Genomic DNA, 22853 nt, shown 5'->3' with positions numbered 1-22853 from the left:
GATGGATATGAACGAAATCAAGGAAATCTTTTTCCAGGAATGCGAGGAGCAGCTCGCTGAACTGGAATCGGGGCTTCTTAAATTGAATGACGGCGACCGCGATCCGGAAACCGTCAACGCCGTTTTCCGTGCCGTTCATTCCATCAAGGGCGGGGCAGGTGCCTTCGGTCTCGATGATCTCGTGGCCTTCGCCCACGTTTTTGAAACGACCCTCGACTGCGTTCGCTCCAACAAGCTGGAGCCGACACAGGATGTTCTGAAAGTCATGTTGCGCTCCGCCGACGTGCTGGCGGACCTGACCAATGCGGCGAGAGACGGCGGCAGCGTCGATGAAAGCCGCACCCGTGGTCTCGTCAAGGAGCTGGAAGCGCTGGCAAACGGCGAAGCCGTACAGGCCTCCGCGCCGGCAGCAGCGCCAGCTGCCATAAAGGCGCCGGCACCCGCCGCGCCCAAGCCGACGGATGAGAGCGGTTTCCAGCCGGTCCTGTTCTCCTTCTCGGACTTTGCCGACGACACGACACCGTTGATGGAAGCGCCGACCTTCCAGATCACCTTCAAGCCGCATGCATCGCTATATTCAAAGGGCAACGAGGCAGCACTACTCCTGCGCGATCTCTCGCGTATCGGCGAGATGAGCATCAATTGCGACCTGTCGGAGCTGCCTTCGCTCGACAAGCTCGATCCTGAAGCATCTTATCTCTCCTGGACGGTTTCGATCGCCACCGACAAGGGTGAAGAGGGTATCCGCAGCGTCTTCGAATTCGCCGAATGGGATTGCGATCTCGAAATCACGCCGGTTCTCTCGGGTGCCGCTGCGGATGACGAAGAACTTCCGATGATCCCGGTTCCGTTCGATCTCTCGGCGCTTGATGGCGGACCGGAAGCGGACATTGCCGTTGAAGCAGCTATGGTGGAAGAACCTTTTGTTGCCGCAGCCGTTGAAGCGGCCGTCGCAACGACGCAGATCGCCCAGAGCGTCAATGCCGCCATCGAAAAGCGTGAGGCGGCGGCAGCGCCGGCCGCAGCGCAGGCGAATGCCAATGCGGCGGCCAATGCAAGTGCCGGCCAGACCATCCGCGTTGATCTCGACCGCGTTGACCGCCTCATCAACCTCGTTGGCGAGCTTGTCATCAATCAGGCGATGCTGTCGCAGAGCGTCATCGAAAACGATGCGAGCGGCACCTCTGCCGTCAATATGGGCCTGGACGAGCTGCAGCAATTGACGCGCGAGATCCAGGACAGCGTCATGGCCATCCGCGCGCAGCCTGTGAAGCCGGTCTTCCAGCGCATGTCCCGTATCGTCCGCGAAGTCGCCGACATGATCGGCAAGCAGATCCGCCTCATCACCGAAGGTGAGAATACCGAAGTCGACAAGACGGTTATCGACAAGCTGGCCGAGCCTCTGACCCATATGATCCGCAATGCCGTCGACCACGGCATCGAAACACCGGAAAAACGCGAAGCCGCGGGCAAGAACCCGGAAGGCACCATCAAGCTTTCGGCCAAGCACCGCTCGGGCCGCATCCTGATCGAGCTTCAGGACGATGGCGCCGGCATCAACCGCGAACGCGTTCGCCAGAAGGCGATCGACAATGATCTCATTGCCGCCGATGCGAACCTGACCGACGAAGAGATCGACAACCTGATCTTTGCACCGGGCTTCTCGACGGCAGACAAGATTTCCGACATTTCCGGCCGCGGCGTCGGCATGGATGTGGTCAAGCGTTCCATTCAGGCGCTTGGCGGCCGCATCAGCATCTCCTCGCGCCCCGGACATGGTTCCACCTTCACCATGAGCCTGCCGCTGACGCTTGCTGTCCTCGACGGCATGGTGGTGACGGTGGCCGGGCAGACGCTCGTCGTGCCGTTGACCGCAATCGTGGAAACCCTGCAGCCGGAAGCGAAGAACATCCACTCCTTCGGCTCCAACCAGCGACTGATCTCCATCCGCAATTCCTTCTGCCCGTTGGTCGATGTCGGACGCGTCCTGAACTTCCGTCCGACCCAGGCCGATCCGGTCGAAGGTGTGGCGCTTCTGGTGGAATCGGAAGGCGGCGGCCAGCGCGCGCTGATGGTAGATGCCATTCAGGGCCAGCGCCAGGTCGTCATCAAGTCGTTGGAAGCAAACTATACCCATGTTCCGGGCATTGCCGCCGCCACTATCCTCGGTGACGGACGCGTTGCGCTCATTCTGGATGTCGATGCCATCGTCAGCGCTTCGCGCGGACAGCCCCTGAAGCAGGAAATGTCGCTTGCGGCGACAGGTTGAAAGCGGTTCGTTCATGGCAGCACTTAATTTCAGTGACCAGCGCCAGTCTCCGGACGACGTTCTTGCCAGCGGTGAATATCCGCTGACGAGACGCGATCTGTCGGAGATCGCTGCGATGATCTATGCGGATGCGGGTATCTATCTCAACGACACCAAGGCGTCGCTGGTCTATTCCCGCCTGTCGAAGCATATCCGCAATCTCGGCCTTTCCGGTTTCCGCGAATATTGCACGCTGGTCTCCTCAACCGAGGGCGCACCGGCGCGGCGCGAGATGTTGTCGCATCTGACGACGAATTTCACGCGCTTCTTCCGCGAGAACCACCATTTCGAACATCTGCGCGACGAGGTCCTGCCGGGCCTTATCGCAAGGGCCAAAAGCGGTGGACGCGTCCGTATCTGGTCGGCGGCCTGTTCCGACGGGCAAGAGCCCTATTCGATCGCGCTTACCGTGCTCGCCATGTTCCCGAATGCGGCGGACTACGATTTCAAGATTCTGGCGACGGACATCGATCCGAAGATTTTGGCGCAGGCCCGTGCCGGCGTCTATGACGACAACGCGCTCGAAACCGTATCCCCCGCCATGCGCAAGCAATGGTTCACGGAGGTCGATGCCGGTGGTCGCCGCAAATTCCGCATCGATGACAAGGTCAAGCGCCTCATCACCTTCAACGAATTGAACCTGATGACGCAATGGCCCTTCAAGGGCAATTTCGACGTCATCTTCTGCCGGAATGTCGTCATTTATTTCGACGAGCCGACACAGACGCGCATCTGGTCGCGTTTCGCCGGCCTGCTGCCGGAAGGTGGGCATCTCTATATCGGCCATTCCGAACGCGTCGCCGGTGATGCCAAGAACCTGTTCGACAATACCGGCATCACCACCTACCGCTACATTGGTCACGCATCCGGGAGGAAGGCATGAGCGCACTCGCACGGGTACTCGTCGTCGATGATAGTCCAACGATGCGCGGCCTGATTTCGGCTGTCCTCAAGGCAGATCCGGAAGTCGAGGTGGTCGGGCAGGCCGGCAACGCCATGGAAGCGCGCGCCGCCATCAAGCAGCTCAACCCCGATGTCGTGACGCTCGACATCGAGATGCCGGAAATGAACGGCCTCGAATTTCTTGAAAAGATCATGCGTCTGCGGCCCATGCCGGTGATCATGGTCTCGTCGCTCACCCATCGCGGTGCGGACGCGTCGCTTGCGGCTCTTGAAATCGGCGCCTTTGATTGCGTCGGCAAGCCTGCTCCGGGCGATGCGCGTCCCTTTGGCGATCTCGCCGACAAGGTAAAAGCTGCCGCTCGCTCCCAACATGCCGCCTATCGCGCGGCTCGTCCGGAAAGCGCCGCGGCAGTGCAGCCTACCCCGGTCAGCGACTATCGGGCGGGTCGTAAAGTCGTGGCCATCGGTTCATCCACGGGTGGCGTCGAGGCGCTGATCGCCGTGCTGCAGAAGTTTCCGGCCAATTGCCCGCCGACCGTCATCACCCAGCACATGCCGCCGACCTTCACCCGGAGCTTCGCCGAACGGCTGAACCGGATTTGCGCGCCCGTCGTGGAAGAAGCGACGGATGGTGCGCGCCTGCAGACAGGCAAGATCTATCTCGCGCCGGGCGGTGAACGCCACCTGCAGATCGCCAACCGGGCAGCACCCTGCTGCCGGCTCATCGAGCGTGATCCTGTCAACGGCCATCGTCCCTCCGTCGATGTGTTGTTTGATTCGGTGGCCGAGCTTGCTGGTCGCAACGCCGTCGGTGTCATTCTCACCGGCATGGGCCGCGATGGCGCGGCTGGACTGCTGAAAATGCGCCATGCCGGTGCGCGCACCGTCGGCCAGAACGAAAAAACATGTGTCGTCTACGGCATGCCCCGCGTGGCCTATGAGCTCGGTGCCGTCGAACAGCAATTGCCGCTGGCCTCCATCGGCGAAGAAATCCTGAAACTAACCACTGCCCGCAAAGAAGGTGCTGACTAATGTCTCTCGCAGAAAAGATCAAAGTTCTGATCGTTGACGATCAGGTGACCAGCCGGCTGCTTCTCAGCGATGCGCTGACACAGCTGGGCTTCAAGCAGATCACTGCCGCCGGCGATGGCGAGCAGGGATTGAAGATCATGGAGCAGCAGCCCCATCATCTCGTCATCTCCGACTTCAACATGCCGAAGATGGACGGTCTCGGTTTCCTGCACGCCGTGCGGGCCAATCCGACTCTTAAAAAGGCAGCCTTCATCATCCTCACGGCGCAGGGCGACCGCGCGCTGGTGCAGAAGGCGGCGCAGCTCGGTGCAAACAACGTGCTGGCCAAGCCTTTCACCATCGACAAGATGCGCGCAGCCATCGAGGCGGTTTTCGGATCGCTGAAATGATTGAAGCTGCGGCCAAACGCGTACATATCATTCAGGGCGAGTACAAGGTTGTCAGCGATCCCGACGTGGTCATGACGACGATACTCGGTTCGTGCGTGGCCGCCTGTCTGAGAGATCCCGTTGCCGGGCTTGGAGGAATGAACCACTTCCTGCTGCCGGGAACGGGCAATGTGACCGGGGGAGATGCGACGCGTTACGGCGTGCATCTCATGGAACTTCTGATCAACGGCCTTCTGAAGAAGGGCGCCCGCCGCGACCGGCTGGAGGCCAAGGTTTTCGGCGGCGCGAAGACTATCGCCAGCTTCTCGAATGTCGGCGAGCAGAATGCCATCTTCGCCATGCAGTTTCTGAAGGACGAAGGCATTCCGGTCATAAGCTCTTCCACGGGCGGAGAGCATGGCCGCAAGATCGAGTTCTGGCCGGTCTCGGGTCGCGCGCGTCAGCATCCGCTCAGCGGCGCGGAAACCCAGAAGACGGTCGCCATGGAAACGCGTCCGGTGCCGGCTCCCAAGCCCGTCGCCAACGACATCGAATTTTTCTAGTCACGGAGTTTCCAATGCAGATTGCAGACCACGCCGGTACCGCTCCGTTCGAAGAAGCCCTGCCGGATGTCCTCATGCGCGTGGTGTCGGAGCTGCACGATGTCGCCTATCTCATAGAGCGCATCGAGCCGCAGTTGCTGGAAGTGACCAGCGGTCAGTTGTCGGGCGATGGCATCAAGCTGCTGCAGGGCATTGATCTCGCCGTTCAGAAGACCCGCGGTCTTGCCGAATTCATCGATACCATCACCGGTTCCATTCCCGGTGAATGGATCGTGGATGTCTCCACGGCGCTCAGCCTCGTCAAGCTTGCCGAAATGCAGAAGGCGCTGGGCGCTGCCTTCCGGCACGGCCATTCCCAGCCGCTGGACAAGGCTTCCGGCGACTTCGACCTGTTCTAGATCGCATTTCTGCCGACGTTCCTTTCCTCGCTGAATGCGGAGAAAGGCAACGCTCGCGCAAGCTTCGCACCCTATTGTCATTACGGGGCCAAAAGGTCTCGGATTCTATGAATGACGGTGCGGAACAGAATGAATCTGTTAAATCAAATCCCTCAGGTCCTGAAGAATTTCGCGGCGCTGGGTCAGACACGGCTGCTGATGCTGGGCGGCGTGGGCGTTTTGTCCATGGCCGTTATCCTTGCGGCAGCGCTCTACGTGAACCGTCCCGCCTACGAGACCCTTTATGTCGGGCTTGAAAAAAGCGACCTCAACAAGATCAGCATTGCGCTCGCCGAATCGGGGCTGGACTTTCAGGTTGGAACCGACGGTTCGAGCCTTCAGGTTCCCGTTGGGCTGACCAGCAAGGCAAGGCTGCTTCTGGCCGAACGCGGTTTGCCTGATAGCGCCAATGCCGGTTACGAGCTTTTCGACAATGTCGGTTCTCTCGGCCTGACCTCCTTCATGCAGGAAGTGACGCGCGTCCGCGCCCTCGAGGGTGAGATCAGCCGCTCCATCCAGCAGATCGATGGGATTGCGGCCGCACGCGTCCATATCGTCATGCCTGATGTCGGCAATTTCCGCCGTGGCGAACAGAAGCCAACTGCATCGGTCATGATCCGCGCCAGCGCCACCGCAGGTCGCAAGGCGTCCGCCTCCATCCGTCACCTCGTCGCCTCGGCCGTTCCCGGCCTTGAAGTCGATGATGTGACGCTGCTCGATTCCACCGGCCAGCTTCTGGCTTCCGGCGACGACGTCACCAACGCCGCCATGAACCGCTCGCTGACGCTGGCGCAGAACGTCCAGCAGGAAATCACCACCAATATCGACAAGGCGCTGGCGCCTTTCCTCGGCATGGACAATTTCCGCTCGAGCGTCACGGCGCAGCTGAACACCGACAGCCGCCAGATCCAGGAGACCGTGTATGATCCGGAATCGCGCGTCGAGCGTTCTGTCCGCACGGTAAAGGAAGACCAGAAGTCCCAGGAAACGCAGCCGGATACGGCAGCGACCGTGGAACAGAACGTACCGCAGGCAGCCCCGCAGGGCGGCGGCGGTGGCCCGCAGTCCTCCGACCAGTCGGCCAAGAAGGAAGAGCAGACCAATTACGAGATCAACTCGAAGACGGTCGCTACGGTCAAGAACGGCTATACCGTCGAGAAGATTTCGGTCGCCGTGGTCGTCAACAAGGGTCGCATTGCCAAGATGGTCGGTGAACCCGTCGATCAGGCCAAGATCGACGCCTATCTTGCCGAAATGCAGAAGATCGTGACTTCGGCGGCGGGTATCTCTTCCGATCGCGGTGATATCGTGACGCTGACGGCAATGGACTTCCTTGAAACGCAATTGCTCGATGAGGCCGCCAGCGGTCCGGGCATCATGGAAGTGTTAAGCCGCAATTCGGCCGGCATCATCAACTCGCTCGCTTTCGTCGCTGTCGCCTTCCTCGTCATCTGGCTTGGTGTGCGCCCCCTGGTTCGCACGGTCGCCGGCAATGGCGCGGCTGCGGGTCAGCTCAGCCAGGAGACCGCCGGTCTCGAACTGCCGGATTTCTCTCCGGGCATGGATGCAGGTGCTGGTGGTCTTATGGAAGGTTTCGGAGCGGATTTCGGCTTCGACAGCACCGACGATCTTCTGGCGGGTGGCGACAGCGAAGGCACCTTCAACCGCCGGGTTCGCGAAGGACCGGAACGCAGGCTCTCCCGCATGGTGGAAATCAGCGAGGAAAGAGCAGCCAAGATCCTGCGCAAATGGGCGGTGGAAAAGGCAGCGTGATTTTGAAAGGGCCGGGCTTACCCCCGGCCTTTTTCGCATTTTCGGGCTTTTTACTATCCTTGGTCGCCGGGCCGTGGCATTCTCGTTTCAGGACAGTGTTTACAAAAAATTCATCAACGATACAGTTTGCTGGGAATAGGCTGAGAATGACGTTTATGGATTGGCCAGCTTTTCAGTATGTTTTTTTAGCAATAGACGAATGAGGAAATACGTGGAAAGGCTGTTGTCAGGTAATGGCAAATTCCGGTCGGTTCCATAAAATGAAGTGATTCGGTCTCCGGGGGCGTGCCATTCCATTTTGGTAAGCTTCTTGAATGGAATGATTCCATCCCGATGTATAATCTCCCACTGGGAGCAAGAGGGCGTAGGCGATTGAAAGTCGATGTTGATATCCGCAGGCTGTCTGCCAAGCCTATGGAGGGCATGGGTAAGCCCTTGCCGCGCGATCAGCTTGCCAAGAACGTCGCAGCCACGGCCGCTGCCGGTAACGTTGCAGGCGCACTGGATTTGCTCGTAACCTACGCCGGCGCCTCGCATTATCTGCTGGCGCGGGATGACCTTCTCGAAGAAACCGGGCTGAAATTCATCGTCACATCCGACTGGCCTTTCGATCTGGTACGCAGGCTCGGCATTGAACTGACGAACAGCCAGAACAGATCGAGCGAAATGGAAAAATGCCTTTCGCTTCTGCGGCCGCGATTATTGTTTCTTCCCGACGATGTTTCTGTTCCCTACGGTATCGACCGGCAATATTCCGCACTGTCTTTCTGCGTGGGCCGCATCCGCCTTTCCCTTCTGCTGCTGTTTCCCGAACACGCTGTTCCTTCACCGGAGCGTCTGCGCGAAATCGCCCTGTTGACGGGTTATTGCGTCAGTTTCGGCATCGCCAGCGAAGCAAAGGCCGTGCGTGATATCGATCTTACCGAGCGCGAGCTCGAATGCCTGTTCTGGATTGCAGAAGGCAAGACAAGCGACGAAATTGCGATGATCCTTGGCATTTCGCGCAATACGATCAATAATTACATTACAAGCGTGATGCGTAAAACCGCGACAAAAACCCGCTCGGAGGCAATTGCCTACGCCGTGCGCAACAACCTCGTATAATGGTCGGACGGATGGTACAGACGAAAGACAATGAGGGTACAGGTCAAACGGGCATGTTTTACCGCAGCCCTGTCGCAACGAGCCGGTCGGATCTGTTTCCGAAGCTCGTCGCCATGCAGAAGCTGGTCGGCGCACGAAATTTCGTGGTGACGAAGGCTGCCGCTTCCGGTTTCCCCAACAAGAAGAAGCTGACCTGCGAGCTGGAAAACTGGGGCATGAATGCCGCAGAACAGAGCACGCAGTTTATCCGCGCTGTCGGTGATATTCTTCTCGATCATATCGAGACGTCGCTGTTGCCGGTCATCTGGCGCAACAAGAATGCCGGCGGCTTTGCCGATCTTCCCGATGTTCCGGCGTTGCTGCGCCGGATCGAAAACGACACCTTGCCCTATGCCGGGCTGGCCATGCCGGTGCGGCTCGGCACCATCGGCAACGGTTACATCGTTTTCTGCGGCACCAATCTCGTTCTCGACAATGAGGTCGTCATCGAGCAGCACATCAAATGCTGCGAGATCATGGTGGACATGCTGGCGCTCGACGAGCGCAAGGCGGCGCCCTCGGAAGCACTGAGCGAGAGGGAAATCGCCTGCCTGCAACTGGCAGGTGACGGCCGGATCAGTGAAGAGATCGCGGTCAAGCTCGGGCTTTCCGTGCACACGGTCAATGCCTATCTCGGTTCCGCGACGATCAAGCTCGATTCCGTCAACCGCATTCAGGCAATCGCAAAGGCCATCCGGCTCGGCTATATCCACTGATGGTGGGCGGGGGCTCCCCCGCACTGCATCCCCGGGTTTTCAGGGCCGCAGGCCGCGGCAGGCCTGCCGATACGCCATGGTTCCGGCGTCTCATTTCGCGTTTTTTAACAGTTGCCAGCTAGAACTGTCGCAGGTTTGGCTTTGGGGAACTGTTCATGCACAACCGGCTCTTTAAGACCGTCGCGAGCAAAGTCGTCGTGCTGACGATCGGCTTGATCATGCTCAGCGTGGCGGCAGTTGGTTTTTCCACCTACATGCGCTTGAAGGATAATATCATCACCACCGCGCTGCGCGATACCAACAGCGCAATGCGCAACATGGCGATCCTCTACGAGATGAAGGTCGGTGGCGTCGCGCTGGACATGGGCGATGGGCAGCTCAAAAGTGTCAGCCGCGCCAGCATTGGGACGCTGCGCGACAACGACCTCGTTGATCGCACCGCGGCAGGAAACGGCGGCATCGCCACGGTTTTTGAAACCAAGGCCGGTGAATATGTCCGTATGATCACCAATCTGAAAAATGAAAAGGGCGAACGCGCGGCAGGCACCAAGCTTGCCACCGATCATCCTGCTTTCGAAAAAGTCAGCAAGGGCGAAGCATATTTCGGCCCGGCCACGCTTTTCGGCGTCAGTTACATGACCGGTTACATGCCGGTTATCAACAAGTCCGGCGCCACCGTCGGCATTCTTTTTGTCGGCGTTCCCATGGCCGTCTACGAAGCCCAGATATTCGGCCTGCGCGACCTGATGCTGATCTGCGGTACGCTGGCCATGGGCGGAGTCGGGCTTCTCGCCTATTTCGTCATCAGACGAACATTGCAGCCGCTGGGCAAACTGACGGACGCGGTGAAGTCTCTTTCGGACGGCAATCTCGACACACCAATCCCCTATGCCACCAATACCAATGAATTCGGCAACATCGCCCGCGCGCTGGTGATCTTCCGCGAGAATGCGCTTGATAAACTGGCCATCGAGGGAAGAAGCGCCGATGAACGCTCCGTGGCGGAATCCGAACGCCACCGCAACGACGCGGAAAAGCAGGAGCTGGACAGCCAGATCGAATTTGCGGTCGGTGAAATCGCATCCGGTCTCGGCAGGCTTTCGCGTGGCGATCTGAGCCGCACGATCGAGACACCTTTCACCGGCCGTCTGGACCGGCTGCGCACGGATTTCAACGAATCCCTGCTCAATCTGCGCGATGCGCTGGGGCAGATCCGTGAGCGCACGCTCATCATCCAGCATAGCGGCTTTGAAATTGAGCAGTCGTCGGTTGATCTGTCGAAGCGCACCGAAAATCAGGCGGCCTCGCTGGAAGAGACCGCCGCCGCCGTCGAGGAAATCACCGCGACGGTCAGATCGTCGGCCGAGCGGGCGCGGGAGGCCAATGAGGCCGTCCGCATTACCAAGCAGAGCGCCGACAGTTCCGGCTCGGTCGTCAGCAATGCCGTTGATGCCATGGGCCGCATCGAAGGCGCTTCACGCAAGATCGAGCAGATCATCGAGGTCATCGACGATATCGCCTTCCAGACCAATCTCCTTGCGCTCAATGCCGGCATCGAGGCGGCGCGTGCGGGTGAGGCGGGCAAGGGTTTTGCCGTGGTGGCGCAGGAAGTGCGTGAACTGGCGCAACGTTCCGCCGACGCAGCCCGCGAGATCAAGCAGCTCATCAACCAGTCGACGCACGAAGTCAGCACCGGATCGAAGCTGGTGCAGGAGGCGGGCACGGTTCTTTCCGCCATCAGCCAGCAGATCGTCACCGTAAGCCAGCATGTCGAAACCATCGCAACGGCGACGCAGGACCAGTCATCCGCGCTTCACAACGTCAACGGTTCCGTCAACCAGATGGACCAGATGACGCAGCAGAATGCAGCACTTGCCGAGCAATCGAGTGCGGCGAGCCGGGTGCTGTCCGGCGAGGTGGAGGCCTTGCTCGATCTCGTCCAGCGTTTCCAGATGGAGCAGGGATCGGCGGCGGGCAGGGATCGATTGAACCGGGCTGCCTGATACCCCCAATTCGCAAAATCAAAATCTCCCGGATCGCAAGGTCCGGGATTTTTTATTCCGCCGCTGCCCGTGCCATGCTGGATATCTGGTTGATATAGGCGCGCAGCGCCGCCGGTTTGACCGGCTTGTGCTGAACGGAAATCCCGTATTTTTCGGCATCGCTGCGCACTTCGGGACTGCGATCCGCCGTCACCAGCAGGGCAGGGATCGATTTGCCGTAGAATGTGCGGATGAGGCGGATGGCGCTGATGCCGTCACCATCATCGAGATGGTAATCGGCGATGATGATATCAGGCGCCGCCGCCAGTTTCAGGAAGGGTTCTTCCAGCGTCGCCACCGAACCTGCCGGCAGAACCTCGCAACCCCATCCCGTCAGCAACAGCGTCATGCCCTCGAGAATTTTCGGCTCATTGTCGATGCACAGGACGCGCACCCCCTGAAGGCGATCGCTCGCCGCCGCATTGCTGACGGCGCCGCCGGATTTGGCTGGCGCAACGCGGTCTGATTCACGCGGCAGATGAATGCGGAAGGTTGTACCCTTGCCGGGCGTCGAAATCAGCTGCACGGGATGGTGCAGCATGCGCGACAGCCGGTCGACGATGGAAAGGCCGAGCCCAAGGCCGGAGGCCGTTTTTGCGCCCTCGTCCAACCGGGCGAATTCCTTGAAGACGGTGCGGAATTTGGAGGCGGGAATGCCGATGCCGGAATCCGTCACCTGAATGACGACTTCACCGCCCCGGCGGCGGGCACCGACGACGACCTTGCCCCTCAGTGTGTATTTGATGGCGTTCGAGACCAGATTCTGTACGAGCCGCCGCAGGAGATTGGGGTCGGAACGGACCGTGAGTGAGGTGGGCATGACCACGAGATCGAGGTTCTTTTCCTGCGCCATGGGTGCGAAATCGGTTTCGATGCGTTTCAACAGCTCGTTTAGCGGCACCGACGTCATGCGCGCCTTCATCGAACCCGTGTCGAGGCGGGAAATATCGAGAACCGCGCCGAGAATGGTTTCGACCGATTCCAGCGCTGAATCGATATTGTGGACGAGATCGCTTTCTCTGGAGACGCCAAGCCGTTCTACAAGCGAGGAGGAATAGAGGCGCGCTGCATTGAGCGGCTGGAGAATGTCGTGACCGGCGGCGGCGAAGAACCGCGTCTTGCCGATATTCGCCTCGTCGGCGGATGCTCTTGCCTCCGCCAGTTCGCGGTTGACGCGGGTAAGCTCGACGGTTCGTTCCGCCACGCGCTGCTCCAGCGTTTCGTTGGCCTGTTTCAACGCCTGATCGCTCGCCACCCGCTGCGTGATATCGGTGAAGGTGGCGACGATGCCCTTGTCCGGCATGGTGTTGGAACGCACTTCGATAATGCGCTCACCGCCAGCCAGCACCAGCGAGAAGGGCAGGTCCATGGTCAGGAAACTGGTGATCAGCTCGTCCGTATCACCGGCCGGCATGTCGCCGCGCTCCTGCAGCATGGCGACGATATCCGTCAGTGGCACGCCCACCTGGCCGAATTGTTCCGGCAGGTCCAGCAGGGTGCGGAAGCGCCGGTTCCAGATGGTCAGCTGCTGCGAACTGTCGAAAACAGCGATGCCCTGATCCATCTGCGCCAGCGCTGTTTGTAGCATGTCCTGGTTATATTGCAGGGCTTCACTGGCCTGATCGAGCAGCCAGGCGGTGTCTGCGCTGGTATCTTCCGCCTTCTGGAGAATGATCGACAGCACGAGGCGGGCCGAGGAGGAGCCGATGGCGCTGCCAAGCAATTGTTCGGAGAAATGGATCAGCGCCATGTCCGCCGGCTGGTCGTCGTTGAGCTTCCGGCCGGCCGTCTTTTCATAGGTGGCGAGTGAGCGCAGCATGCGCTCTTCCCCGAGATAGCGGGCGATCGCGCTTTTGAGGTCGCCGACGCTCACACGGGTTTTCCAGCCGCGTGTGGCGAATTGCGATTTCGAATGACGCTTGACGAAAATGCCGGACTGGATCCGCTCCACCGGCCGCGGGTTGCGCGATAGCGAGCCGAGCACAAAGGCCATGCTGTTGACGAGCAGGCTGAGGATGACGGCATTCACAAACGGATCGGCTTCCGGTCCGTTGAAGACTGTACTGCCGGAAAACAGGAAACCGAGAATATTCGCCGCCACTTCGGAATTGTCAGGCCCGCCGAAGCTCGGCAGAAACAGCAGATAGGCCCAGACGAAAAAGCCCGAACTCAGGCCGGCAATCGCGCCGCGCGCATTGGCGCGCCGCCAGAACAGGCCGCCGAAAAGGGCAGGGGCCATCTGGGCGATGGCGGCGAATGCCAGGAAGCCGATGGAGGCGAGCCCTGTCGTGCTGTCGGCGGCGCGATAATAAAAGTAACCCAGCAGCATCACCGCGAAGATCGCCGTCCTGCGGATATTGAGCAGCGTTTTGGCGAAATTGTCCCGATGCGGCGAGCGGTTCAACAGCTTCTGCCGCAGAAAGATCGGCATGACGATGTCGTTGGAAATCATGATCGACAGCGCCACCGAAGCAACGATAACCATTGCGGTCGCGGCCGAAAATCCGCCGATGAAAGTGATCAGGGATACGACCGGCATCTGATGCGTAAGCGGCAGTTGCAGGACGTAGAGATCGGCGCTGCCGTTTGCGCCGAGCGTCAGAATGCCGGCGAGCGCGATCGGCAGCACGAAGATGTTGATGGCGATGAGATAAAGCGGCAGGAGGAACCCCGCCATGCGCAATTCTTCCGGCGTGCGGTTTTCCACTACGGTGACGTGGAACTGGCGCGGCAGAAGGATGATGGCGAAGCCGGATAGCAGGGTCATGACAATCCAGCGGCTGACGGGCGTGTGATAGGATATGGCCCGCATGGCCTGTTCATTCTCCGTGGCGAGCCGCCACAGATGCACAGGCCCGTCGAAAAGGACGAACAGCACGTAAAAGCCGACGGTACACATGGCGACCAGCTTGACCAGCGATTCCATCGAAATCGCCAGAATGAGCCCGTCCTGATGTTCTGTGGCGTCGGTGTGGCGGGTCCCGAACATGACGGCGAAACCGGCCATGACGATGGTGACGACCAGCGGCAGATCGAGGAAATAAAGATTGCCGCTGCCAATGCCGTAGTCACCGGGATCGACCATCGTCGCCACCGAATTGGAAACGGCTTTCAGCTGCAGGGCGATATAGGGAATGGCGCCGACAAGCGCGATGACGGCGACGATCATCGCCACGGTGGAGTTCTTGCCGTAACGGGCGGCGATGAAATCCGCAACCGATGTCAGTTTTTCCGTTTTGGCCAGCTCGACGATTCGGCGAATGATCGGCATGCCGATGGTGAAGGCAAGGATCGGCCCGGTATAGATGCCGAGAAACTCCAGCCCCTTGTCCGCCGCAAGCCCGACGCCGCCGAAATAGGTCCAGGAGGTGCAATAGATCGCCAGGCTGAGCGCATAAACGAACGGCCGCCCCTTCTTCGGGGCGTTTCTTTTCCGGCTGTTTCTATCCCCGAAGCTTGCAACCGCAAACAGCAGCAGGACATAAGCGAAGGCCGAACCGAATATGATCCACCCAGGAAGCACGCATCCTCCCCATGCAAGAATTCCCCGATATGAGCATAGGCGAATTCCATGCGGTTGAGAATGAGCGCGGTCTGATCATAAAGTTCAAGACGGGAGCATTTCCAGTAAAAGTGCTTAGCGGTTTTACGCGGGGGAAAATGCGAAGCAAACAGATTGCTGAAGCACGTCCGCCGGTGCCGTTTTCACCCGGCGTGTTATGGCGTGCAAAAAAGCTAATAAATGCAATCTTGACGAATTCCAAATGCGAAGGGGAACCTATATGGTCGAACCTGTAGGGACAGTCACATAGCTTCAGCTTTCGAAGCAGGAGAGAGGGACAATCTGGATGCTAAACGAATTTAAAACCTTCATTGCCCGCGGCAATGTCATGGACCTGGCCGTCGGTGTCATCATCGGTGCGGCTTTCAGCAAGATCGTCGATTCCGTCGTCAACGATCTCATCATGCCGATCGTCGGCGCAATTTTCGGCGGCTTCGATTTCTCGAACTACTTCCTGCCGTTGAGTTCCGGCGTCACCGCCCCGTCGCTTGCCGCTGCCCGTGATCAGGGTGCCGTCTTTGCTTATGGCAACTTTCTGACCGTTCTCATCAACTTCCTCATCCTCGCCTGGATCATTTTCCTGATGGTCAAGGGCGTCAACAAGCTTCGCGCCTCGGTAGAAACCAAGAAGGCCGAAGAAAAGACGGAAGCGGCTCCGCCGCCGGAAGACGTCAAGCTTCTCACCGAAATCCGCGATCTGCTCAAGACGCGCTGAGACCGACATTATCCCCGGCCTGGTTTTGCTGACCTGCGCGGACAGCTCTCTTGCGCCGGGGATCGATCCATAAAGAAAATCCATGTTCGCCTCACGGAATATCATGCATATGACCGGTTCGATGCGATAAGAAGGCACCAAACGGAGTGTCTTTAATGTCCATTTTGAACAGTCTGAGTGCGCGCTCTCTGGCGGCTCCCGAGAGCGGCATCGTTGAGGTCGTGAATTATGCCCGGGGACGGGACAATCTCCTGCCGCTCTGGGTTGGCGAAGGCGATCTGCCGAGCCCTGACTTCATCAATCAGGCTGCGATTGATGGGCTGAACAATGGCGAAACCTTTTACACCTGGCAGCGTGGCATTCCCGAACTGCGCCAGGCGCTCAGCCGCTACTACGAACGGCATTTCGCGGCATCGCTGCCGCCGGAGCATTTTTACGTCACCGGTTCCGGCATGCAGGCGATTGTGCTTGCCGTGCAGGCGCTGACCTCGCCGGGCGACGAGATGGTGTATCTTTCACCAACCTGGCCCAATATCGTTGCCGCCATCGGTGTGGCGGGCGCAAAGGCGGTTCCGGTCGGTATCGATTTCCGCGACGGCCGCTGGGATCTCGATATCGGCAAGCTTGAAAGCGCCATCACCGGCAAAACCAAGGCGCTTTTTATCAACACGCCTTCGAATCCGACCGGCTGGACCGCGACGCGCGACAATCTTCGCGATGTTCTGGCGCTTGCCCGCAAACACGATCTCTGGATCGTCGCGGATGAGATTTACGCGCTTTATCACTATGCCGGCACCCGCGCGCCTTCGTTCCTCGACATCATGGAGCCGGACGACAAGATCGTCTTCGCCAATTCCTTTTCAAAGAACTGGTCCATGACCGGCTGGCGTGTCGGCTGGCTTGTGGCACCGCCGGCCATCGGCCAGGTGATCGAAAATCTCATTCAATATTCCACCTCTGGCGTTGCGCAGTTCATGCAGCGCGGCGCAGTCGCAGCCCTCGACCAGGGCGATGGCTTCATCCGCGAAAACTACGAACGTGCTCTGGCGTCCCGCGATATTCTCTGCGATGCGCTGATCGCAACGAACAGGGTTGAAACGCTGAAGCCGGACGGCGCTCTTTATGCCTTTCTCAAGATAGACGGCGTGACGGACAGCCGCGCCACGGCGCTGGATATCGTCGATAAAACCGGCGTCGGCCTGGCGCCCGGCACGGCATTCGGTCCGGGGGGAGAACTGTTTCTGCGCGCCTGCTTCCTGCGCAACCCCAGGCAGATAGAAGATGCAGCCGATCGGCTGTCATCTTACATCCTCGGCAGGTAGATATCGGTCTTCCTTGCAATGTTTGCCTGTCGCGTTGGTACGTCACCGCGACAGGTGCATTTGCTCAAAAAATCACAGTGAAGCTCCAAAACTGCAACCCCACGGCGTAACCATCGACGTGCGGGCTTTTCTGTGCTATGCGCCTTCTGTTCCTTTTATGAGAACATTTTCATCTAATAAATAAAAAGCACTTCATTGCGCTAACCAATCGTAAGCCACCTTTTCAGAGGGCTGAGGGCTGGGTCGCGTATTTACTGTGCAAGTAATCAATGATGAAGAATTATTGGCTTTGATGGGCTCAAGAAAAGCAAACAGGGAAGTAAAGTCATGGCTGTTCTGGTCACGGGTGGAGCAGGTTACATAGGAAGCCACATGGTGTGGGCTTTGCTCGATGCCGGGGAAGAGGTCGTTGTTGTCGATCGGCTTTCCACGGGGTCGCGTTGGGCTGTCGCGCCGGCTGCGCGCTTCTATCTGGGGGATGCGGCCGATCGCACCTTGCTCGACCAGATTTTCGAAGAAAACCAGATCGAGACCATCTTCCACTTTGCCGGCTCCCTCAGCGTTCCTGAATCGATCAGCCAGCCGCTGGAATATTACGAAAACAACACCGGGACGACCCGCGCCCTTGTCGCGGCAGCGGTCGCCCATGGCATTCGCAATTTCATCTTCTCCTCGACAGCCGCCGTATACGGAAACCAGCCCTTTGATGGCCCGGTGCCGGAAACGGCGATCCTGAGCCCGGAAAATCCCTACGGCCTGTCGAAACTCGCCTCTGAAATCATGCTGCGCGATGTCGTGCAGGCGCATGATTTCAACTATGTGGCGCTGCGTTATTTCAATGTCGCCGGAGCCGATCCGCAGGGCCGCGCCGGTCCTTCTCCGACGGGCGTGGCAAACCTTATCAAGGTCGCCTGCGAGGCCGCGACCGGCCGGCGTGATCGGGTTGAGGTTTACGGAACGGACTATCCGACTGCTGACGGCACGGGCGTTCGCGACTATATCCATGTCAGCGATCTCATAGATGCGCATATGCTGGCCATGGCGCATCTGCGCGCCGGTGGTGGCACCCGAACCTTGAATTGTGGTTATGGCGTCGGTTATTCGGTGCTGGACGTGCTGCACGCGGTGCGGCAGGAATCGGAACACGATTTCCCGGTCATCCATTGTCCGCGTCGGCCGGGCGATATTGCCGCCATGGTAGCGGATTCCACCCGTATTCAGTCGGAGCTGGGTTGGCGCCCGCGTTTCAACGATCTGGCGATCATCGTTCGCACTGCTCTTCAGTGGGAAGCCAAGCGCCAGGCTCAGCAAAGTGACAGGATCCCCCCGGTCCGGCGCAAGCTGGCAGCGATAGGCTGAGCAGGTTTCGCATCAGCGGACACGGTTTTTCTCGACGGAATTATAGACGACCGGCCGATCCGAAGCGCTGGCGGCGGGAAGCCATTGCCCCCTGTCGAAAAAACTGCGCGTCAGCTTCAGCCCCGGCGACTGTTCGTTCGCGAGCAAAATCACGTTCATGCGATGCGGTGCGGTCGGCTCCGGTTTGACGGAGACCGAAATGCCGAAATGTTGCACCTGATAGGCCTGCATCCCGTTTGCTGGCCCAAGCATGGCGGCAAGGTCGGCCCAGCGGGTTTGCCCGATAATCAGGGCCAGTGCATCATTAAGCTTGGCCCTGATGGCGGCACCGTCAGGCGTCTCAGGCGCCACGGCCTTCATTCTGATGGACCTGATCTCGCCCGATGCCTCGCCTCTGATTTCAAGGAAAAGCGATGCCCGTTCGGCAGGCGTTGCTGCATTCTCTTCGACAAGATCGGCGATGCATTCGAAATTTCGGATATTCATCGGGCTGGCATGCCAGCCTTCGAGGTTGGAAAAACCCTCGGTGGTGAAACGGTCACAGAGGTCCTTGCCAGAAAGCACGAAATCGCGTGCGAAAGATGCCCTGTCGCCGGTTTTTTCGAATTTCAATAGATGATGCGGCAGATCGACCTTCTTGGCGGCGAGCTTTTGCCGTTTGACGGGCCTCACCTTGGCCGGCTGCTCGGCGGAATAGATGGCAGGCGCCAGATTGAGGTAGGTCAACAGGCTCTTGAGGTGCTTCTGATCGTTGGCAAGCAGCACCGTCGCCAATATGGTGAGACAGACGGCCAGCACTGCAAACAGCAGCGCGCCATGGCTTACTCTTTTTTGCAGGCTTGCGTCCATCGCAGGACCCTATGGCTGCCGGGGCAGGGCGGAAGCCTTTTTTGATATGGATTTTCGGGCCGTTTTCAGCCCTGTGAATATGGATGTAAGCGGAAGCTCAAAAAATAATATATGCAATCCACCGCCGAAATCTCCGGCGGCGCATGGTGTTATTCGGATGTATTTTTACCCGTGTCCTGCCCGCCGGCGCTGCTTTCATCGTCCGCGACCGGAATGGCGTAAGAGCCATTCAGCCAGCGGGCGAGATCGAGCGAGCGGCAGCGATCCGAACAGAACGGATAATCGTCGCGCGTCGAGGGCCGCCCACATTCCGGGCATGGCTGGGATTTACGCAGCGGCGTGACATTTCCGGCGCTTTCAGTGGAGGGTTTTACCATGGTCTATCCCTCGAGCCAGCCCGACGTCACCTCAAATCCTTCACCGGACAAAAGTGACATCGTCTCGTAAAGCGGCAGGCCGACGACGTTGGTGTAGGAACCGGTCAGTTTCTGCACGAATGCGCCAGCAATGCCCTGAATGCCATAGGCGCCCGCTTTACCGCGCCACTGGCCGGAGGCGATGTAGGCATCGATTTCTCGCGTCGAGAGCCGTTTGAAGCGCACCTTGGTTTCCACCACCTTCTGTCGGATCTTGCCGCCGGGTATTACAAGGCAGATGCCGGTATAGACCCAATGGCTGCGTCCCGAGAGAAGATGCAGCGCCGACGAGGCGTCTTCGGTATATTCCGCCTTGCCGACGATGCGACGGCCCACGGCGACGACGGTGTCGGAGCCGAGAACATAGGCGTCTTTCCACGTCTGCTCGCTCTTGAGCGCGGCATGCGCCGCTTCGGCCTTCTGCAGCGACAGACGACGACACAGCGTGCGCGGATGCTCGAGCTTCGCAGGCGTCTCGTCGATATCCATCGGCATCAGGCGTGCCGGCTCGATGCCGATCTGATGCAACAGTTCCAGACGCCGCGGTGAGCCGGATGCCAGAACGAGCTTTTGTTTTGTGTTTGTCATTGCGCTGCCCGGGCGTCCGATGCCGAACGGATTACTTGAAGCGGTAGGTGATGCGGCCCTTGGTCAGGTCGTAAGGCGTCATTTCAACCAGCACCTTGTCGCCCGCCAGAACGCGGATACGGTTCTTGCGCATGCGGCCTGCAGTGTGGGCGATGATTTCGTGTTCGTTCTCAAGCTTCACGCGGAATGTTGCGTTCGGCAGCAATTCGGTTACGATGCCCGGGAATTCAAGGACTTCTTCTTTTGTCATGTAAGGGTTTTCTTCCTGTTGATAGTGCCGGACATGTCCTGTCCGGGAAAATTGCGCGGAAACTACACAATCCCGGCACATTTGTGAACCTCTAAAGCATCGGCTTGAAAATCAGTACCGATTTTCATGAGGCGAGGTCAGTTTTCAGTCTTTTGACAGCGTATCCGCCACCGGCTGCTGCCGCCCCGGCAGGCGTTCCGAAATCAGTTTCGACAGATGGTCCCGCACTTCGCGATAGGCGTCGAGAATCTGTTCGCGCGTGCCCGTGATCACCGTCGGATCCATGGTCGGCCAATAGACCACATCGAGCGAATTCGAGCGGGTCAGTTCCAACGCGGCGTGATGGGCCTCTGGGGTCAATGTAATGATCAGATCGAAAAAATCATCCTCGATCTCGTCCAGCGTGCGCGGCTTGTGTTTGCCGAGCGAAAATCCCTGTTCCTCAAGCACTGCATCCACGAAGGGATCGCGCTCGCCAGCCCGCACGCCAGCCGACTGGATGTAAATGCCAGGCGCCACCAGCCGTTTGGCGATGACTTCCGCCATGGGGGAACGGATGGAGTTCATGCCGCACATGAAGAGGACCGATTTGGGCGCTCGTCCCTCGTTTGGCGCTGCGGCAGGATCGCTCATCTCTAACCCCGCCAATAAAGCACGCAGACAAGGGTGAAGAGGCGGCGCGCCGTGTCGAAATCCACCTTGATCTTGCCGGAAAGCCGATCCATCAGGGTCTGCGAGCCGTCATTGTGAATGCCGCGCCGGCCCATGTCGATCGCCTCGATCTGACTGGGTGTAGAGGAGCGGATCGCCTCATAATAGCTTTCGCAGATCAGGAAATAATCCTTGATGATGCGGCGGAACGGCGTCAGCGATAGAATATGGGTCGAGACGTCTTTTTCGTCTTCGGTCTTTATCGCGAAAACCAGCTTGGCATCGACCAGCGAAATATGCAGCCGGTATGGCCCGCCTTCGTGGCCCGCCGGCTCAAAGGTATTTTCTTCGATCAGGTCGAAAATGGCGACGGCGCGTTCGTGCTCCACATCAGGCGTGGACCGGCCGATACTATCGTCCAGAACCACGTCGCAGAGCCGGAAATCGCCTGAAGCCATCGCTTAACTTTCCGGATTGAGGCGAATGGAGACCGAGCGCGCATGCGCGTCCAGCCCTTCCGAACGGGCAAGGGTGATCGCTGCCGGCGCAAGCTGGCGCAACTGCTCTGGCCCAAGGCGCAGGATAGAGGTGCGCTTGACGAAATCAAGCACCGAAAGCCCGGAGGAGAAGCGTGCCGAGCGCGCGGTCGGCAGAACATGGTTGGAGCCGCCGACATAATCGCCGATCACCTCAGGCGTATGGCGTCCGACGAAGATGGCACCGGCATTGCGGATGTGGGCCATCAGCGCGTCGGGATCATCGACGGCAAGTTCCAGATGTTCGGCCGCGATGCGGTTGGCAAGCGGAATGGCATCGGTGAGCTTCTCAACCAGAATGACCGCGCCGAAATCGGCCCAGCTCGCCGCCGCCGTCTCGGCGCGCGAAAGGCGCTTCAACTGCCGTTCAACGGCTGCCTCCACCGCCTTGCCGAGTTCGGCATTGTCGGTGATGAGGATGGATTGTGCACCACGATCATGCTCCGCCTGCGCCAGCAGATCGGCGGCCAGCCAGTCCGGATCATTGTCCCTGTCAGCAATGACGAGCACTTCAGAAGGCCCGGCGATCATGTCGATGCCGACCGTGCCGAAGACCTGGCGTTTGGCGGCCGCCACATAGGCGTTGCCGGGGCCGACGATCTTGGCGACCGGCGCGATGGTTTCCGTGCCATAGGCAAGGGCTGCCACAGCCTGCGCGCCACCGATGCGATAGATCTCCTCAACGCCGGCAATACGCGCCGCAGCAAGAACCGCGGGGTTTATCACGCCGCCATTGGCGGGCACGACCATGACGATGCGCTCCACGCCGGCGACCTTTGCCGGTACGGCATTCATCAGCACGGAGCTGGGATAGCTGGCGGTGCCGCCAGGCACATAAAGGCCGACAGCCTCGATGGCCGTCCAGCGCGAGCCGAGCCCCACGCCAATATCGTCTTCGTAGATGTCGTCCTTCGGCATCTGCCGCGCATGGTGTTTTTCAATGCGCCGGGCCGCGAGTTCGAGGGCTTCGATGACGCTTTTGTCGACCGCTGAATAGGCGGCATCGATTTCATCCGCCGTTACCCGCATCGAAACCTTGGTAAAATCGATGCCGTCGAATTTCTGGGAATAATGGGCAAGGGCCGCATCGCCACGCTGGCGGACATCGTTGATGATGTCACGAACCGTCGCATTGACGTCTTCGGAAACTTCCCTCTTGGTCGTCAGGAAGGCTGCGAATTTCTGTTCGAAATCAGCCGATGCCTGCTCCAGCCAGATTGCCACGCCATTACCCTTTCATTGTCCCCGCGGACGATGCCGCGAGGTTCACGAACTCGCCGCGCAATAATCGCGGCTCTGGTATGTGGCATAAATCGAAAC

Annotated in this window: 21 protein-coding genes; 13 read left to right on the top strand and 8 right to left on the bottom strand. The window is 59.2% G+C overall.

Annotation, left to right across the window (positions count from 1 at the left end):
• The first annotated feature begins 1 nt into the window (after position 1).
• The 10 genes from ACQZ5F_RS10985 (at position 2) to ACQZ5F_RS10940 (ending at position 11246) form a co-directional block, all read left to right on the top strand.
• The gene (locus ACQZ5F_RS10985) at positions 2 to 2269 is read left to right on the top strand and encodes a chemotaxis protein CheA (protein WP_225339484.1); all 2268 of its coding nucleotides are present in this window, start codon (positions 2 to 4) and stop codon (positions 2267 to 2269) included.
• Between the two features lie 13 nt (positions 2270 to 2282).
• Positions 2283 to 3191, top strand: a complete 909-nt coding sequence (gene cheR, locus ACQZ5F_RS10980; RefSeq protein WP_052817816.1) for a protein-glutamate O-methyltransferase CheR — start codon at positions 2283 to 2285, stop codon at positions 3189 to 3191.
• Positions 3188 to 4243: a protein-glutamate O-methylesterase CheB gene (gene cheB, locus ACQZ5F_RS10975; RefSeq protein WP_046800554.1), complete on the top strand. Its 1056-nt coding sequence runs from the start codon at positions 3188 to 3190 to the stop codon at positions 4241 to 4243. The genes cheR and cheB overlap by 4 nt, the downstream gene beginning before the upstream one ends.
• Positions 4243 to 4632: a chemotaxis response regulator CheY2 gene (gene cheY2, locus ACQZ5F_RS10970; RefSeq protein WP_003515008.1), complete on the top strand. Its 390-nt coding sequence runs from the start codon at positions 4243 to 4245 to the stop codon at positions 4630 to 4632. The genes cheB and cheY2 overlap by 1 nt, the downstream gene beginning before the upstream one ends.
• Positions 4629 to 5174, top strand: a complete 546-nt coding sequence (gene cheD / locus ACQZ5F_RS10965) for a chemoreceptor glutamine deamidase CheD (RefSeq protein WP_046800555.1) — start codon at positions 4629 to 4631, stop codon at positions 5172 to 5174. The genes cheY2 and cheD overlap by 4 nt, the downstream gene beginning before the upstream one ends.
• Positions 5175 to 5188: 14 nt before the next feature.
• On the top strand, positions 5189 to 5572 hold the full coding sequence (cheT, locus tag ACQZ5F_RS10960) for a chemotaxis protein CheT (RefSeq protein ID WP_052816944.1): 384 nt from the start codon (positions 5189 to 5191) through the stop codon (positions 5570 to 5572).
• Between the two features lie 129 nt (positions 5573 to 5701).
• Positions 5702 to 7384, top strand: a complete 1683-nt coding sequence (fliF, locus tag ACQZ5F_RS10955) for a flagellar basal-body MS-ring/collar protein FliF (protein ID WP_046800557.1) — start codon at positions 5702 to 5704, stop codon at positions 7382 to 7384.
• 372 nt (positions 7385 to 7756) lie between these two features.
• Positions 7757 to 8488 carry a transcriptional regulator VisN gene (gene visN / locus ACQZ5F_RS10950; protein WP_052760248.1) on the top strand — a complete coding sequence of 244 codons (732 nt, stop codon included), beginning with the start codon at positions 7757 to 7759 and terminating at the stop codon, positions 8486 to 8488.
• 53 nt (positions 8489 to 8541) lie between these two features.
• A complete protein-coding gene (gene visR, locus ACQZ5F_RS10945) occupies positions 8542 to 9243 on the top strand; it encodes a transcriptional regulator VisR (RefSeq protein ID WP_046800731.1) in 702 nt (233 codons plus the stop codon).
• Between the two features lie 155 nt (positions 9244 to 9398).
• Positions 9399 to 11246: a methyl-accepting chemotaxis protein gene (locus tag ACQZ5F_RS10940; RefSeq protein WP_225339483.1), complete on the top strand. Its 1848-nt coding sequence runs from the start codon at positions 9399 to 9401 to the stop codon at positions 11244 to 11246.
• 52 nt (positions 11247 to 11298) lie between these two features.
• Here the strand turns inward: ACQZ5F_RS10940 and ACQZ5F_RS10935 are convergent, their stop codons facing one another.
• The gene (locus tag ACQZ5F_RS10935; RefSeq protein ID WP_225245437.1) at positions 11299 to 14808 is read right to left on the bottom strand and encodes a PAS domain-containing hybrid sensor histidine kinase/response regulator; all 3510 of its coding nucleotides are present in this window, start codon (positions 14806 to 14808) and stop codon (positions 11299 to 11301) included.
• Positions 14809 to 15133: 325 nt separating this feature from the next.
• On the opposite strand from ACQZ5F_RS10935, the gene mscL reads away from it, so the two are divergent.
• The 3 genes from mscL (at position 15134) to galE (ending at position 18243) form a co-directional block, all read left to right on the top strand.
• The gene (gene mscL / locus ACQZ5F_RS10930; RefSeq protein ID WP_046800560.1) at positions 15134 to 15562 is read left to right on the top strand and encodes a large conductance mechanosensitive channel protein MscL; all 429 of its coding nucleotides are present in this window, start codon (positions 15134 to 15136) and stop codon (positions 15560 to 15562) included.
• Between the two features lie 155 nt (positions 15563 to 15717).
• Positions 15718 to 16884, top strand: a complete 1167-nt coding sequence (locus ACQZ5F_RS10925; protein ID WP_046800561.1) for a pyridoxal phosphate-dependent aminotransferase — start codon at positions 15718 to 15720, stop codon at positions 16882 to 16884.
• A gap of 327 nt (positions 16885 to 17211) precedes the next feature.
• Positions 17212 to 18243, top strand: coding sequence for a UDP-glucose 4-epimerase GalE (gene galE, locus ACQZ5F_RS10920; protein WP_052816950.1), 1032 nt, complete (start codon positions 17212 to 17214; stop codon positions 18241 to 18243).
• 12 nt (positions 18244 to 18255) lie between these two features.
• Here galE and ACQZ5F_RS10915 read toward each other — a convergent pair whose 3' ends face one another.
• From ACQZ5F_RS10915 to hisD, 7 genes are all read right to left on the bottom strand, one after another.
• Positions 18256 to 19092, bottom strand: a complete 837-nt coding sequence (locus tag ACQZ5F_RS10915) for a DUF6030 family protein (protein ID WP_225339482.1) — start codon at positions 19090 to 19092, stop codon at positions 18256 to 18258.
• A 149-nt stretch (positions 19093 to 19241) separates the two neighbouring features.
• Positions 19242 to 19469 (bottom strand): DNA gyrase inhibitor YacG, encoded by a 228-nt coding sequence (gene yacG / locus ACQZ5F_RS10910; protein ID WP_046800564.1) that lies wholly within the window; start codon positions 19467 to 19469, stop codon positions 19242 to 19244.
• 3 nt (positions 19470 to 19472) lie between these two features.
• A complete protein-coding gene (locus tag ACQZ5F_RS10905; RefSeq protein WP_225339481.1) occupies positions 19473 to 20096 on the bottom strand; it encodes a Maf-like protein in 624 nt (207 codons plus the stop codon).
• Between the two features lie 31 nt (positions 20097 to 20127).
• The gene (gene infA / locus ACQZ5F_RS10900) at positions 20128 to 20346 is read right to left on the bottom strand and encodes a translation initiation factor IF-1 (protein WP_004432473.1); all 219 of its coding nucleotides are present in this window, start codon (positions 20344 to 20346) and stop codon (positions 20128 to 20130) included.
• 144 nt (positions 20347 to 20490) lie between these two features.
• Positions 20491 to 20979: an arsenate-mycothiol transferase ArsC gene (locus ACQZ5F_RS10895; RefSeq protein WP_046800566.1), complete on the bottom strand. Its 489-nt coding sequence runs from the start codon at positions 20977 to 20979 to the stop codon at positions 20491 to 20493.
• Between the two features lie 2 nt (positions 20980 to 20981).
• Positions 20982 to 21455, bottom strand: a complete 474-nt coding sequence (locus ACQZ5F_RS10890; RefSeq protein WP_046800567.1) for a UPF0262 family protein — start codon at positions 21453 to 21455, stop codon at positions 20982 to 20984.
• Between the two features lie 3 nt (positions 21456 to 21458).
• Positions 21459 to 22757: a histidinol dehydrogenase gene (gene hisD / locus ACQZ5F_RS10885; protein WP_137083470.1), complete on the bottom strand. Its 1299-nt coding sequence runs from the start codon at positions 22755 to 22757 to the stop codon at positions 21459 to 21461.
• Positions 22758 to 22853: the final 96 nt, after the last annotated feature.

The organism is Agrobacterium sp. 22-210-1, assembly GCF_053522525.1.
The sequence above is the reverse complement of the archived record's forward strand: the minus strand, read 5'-3'. Positions and strand labels throughout refer to the sequence as shown.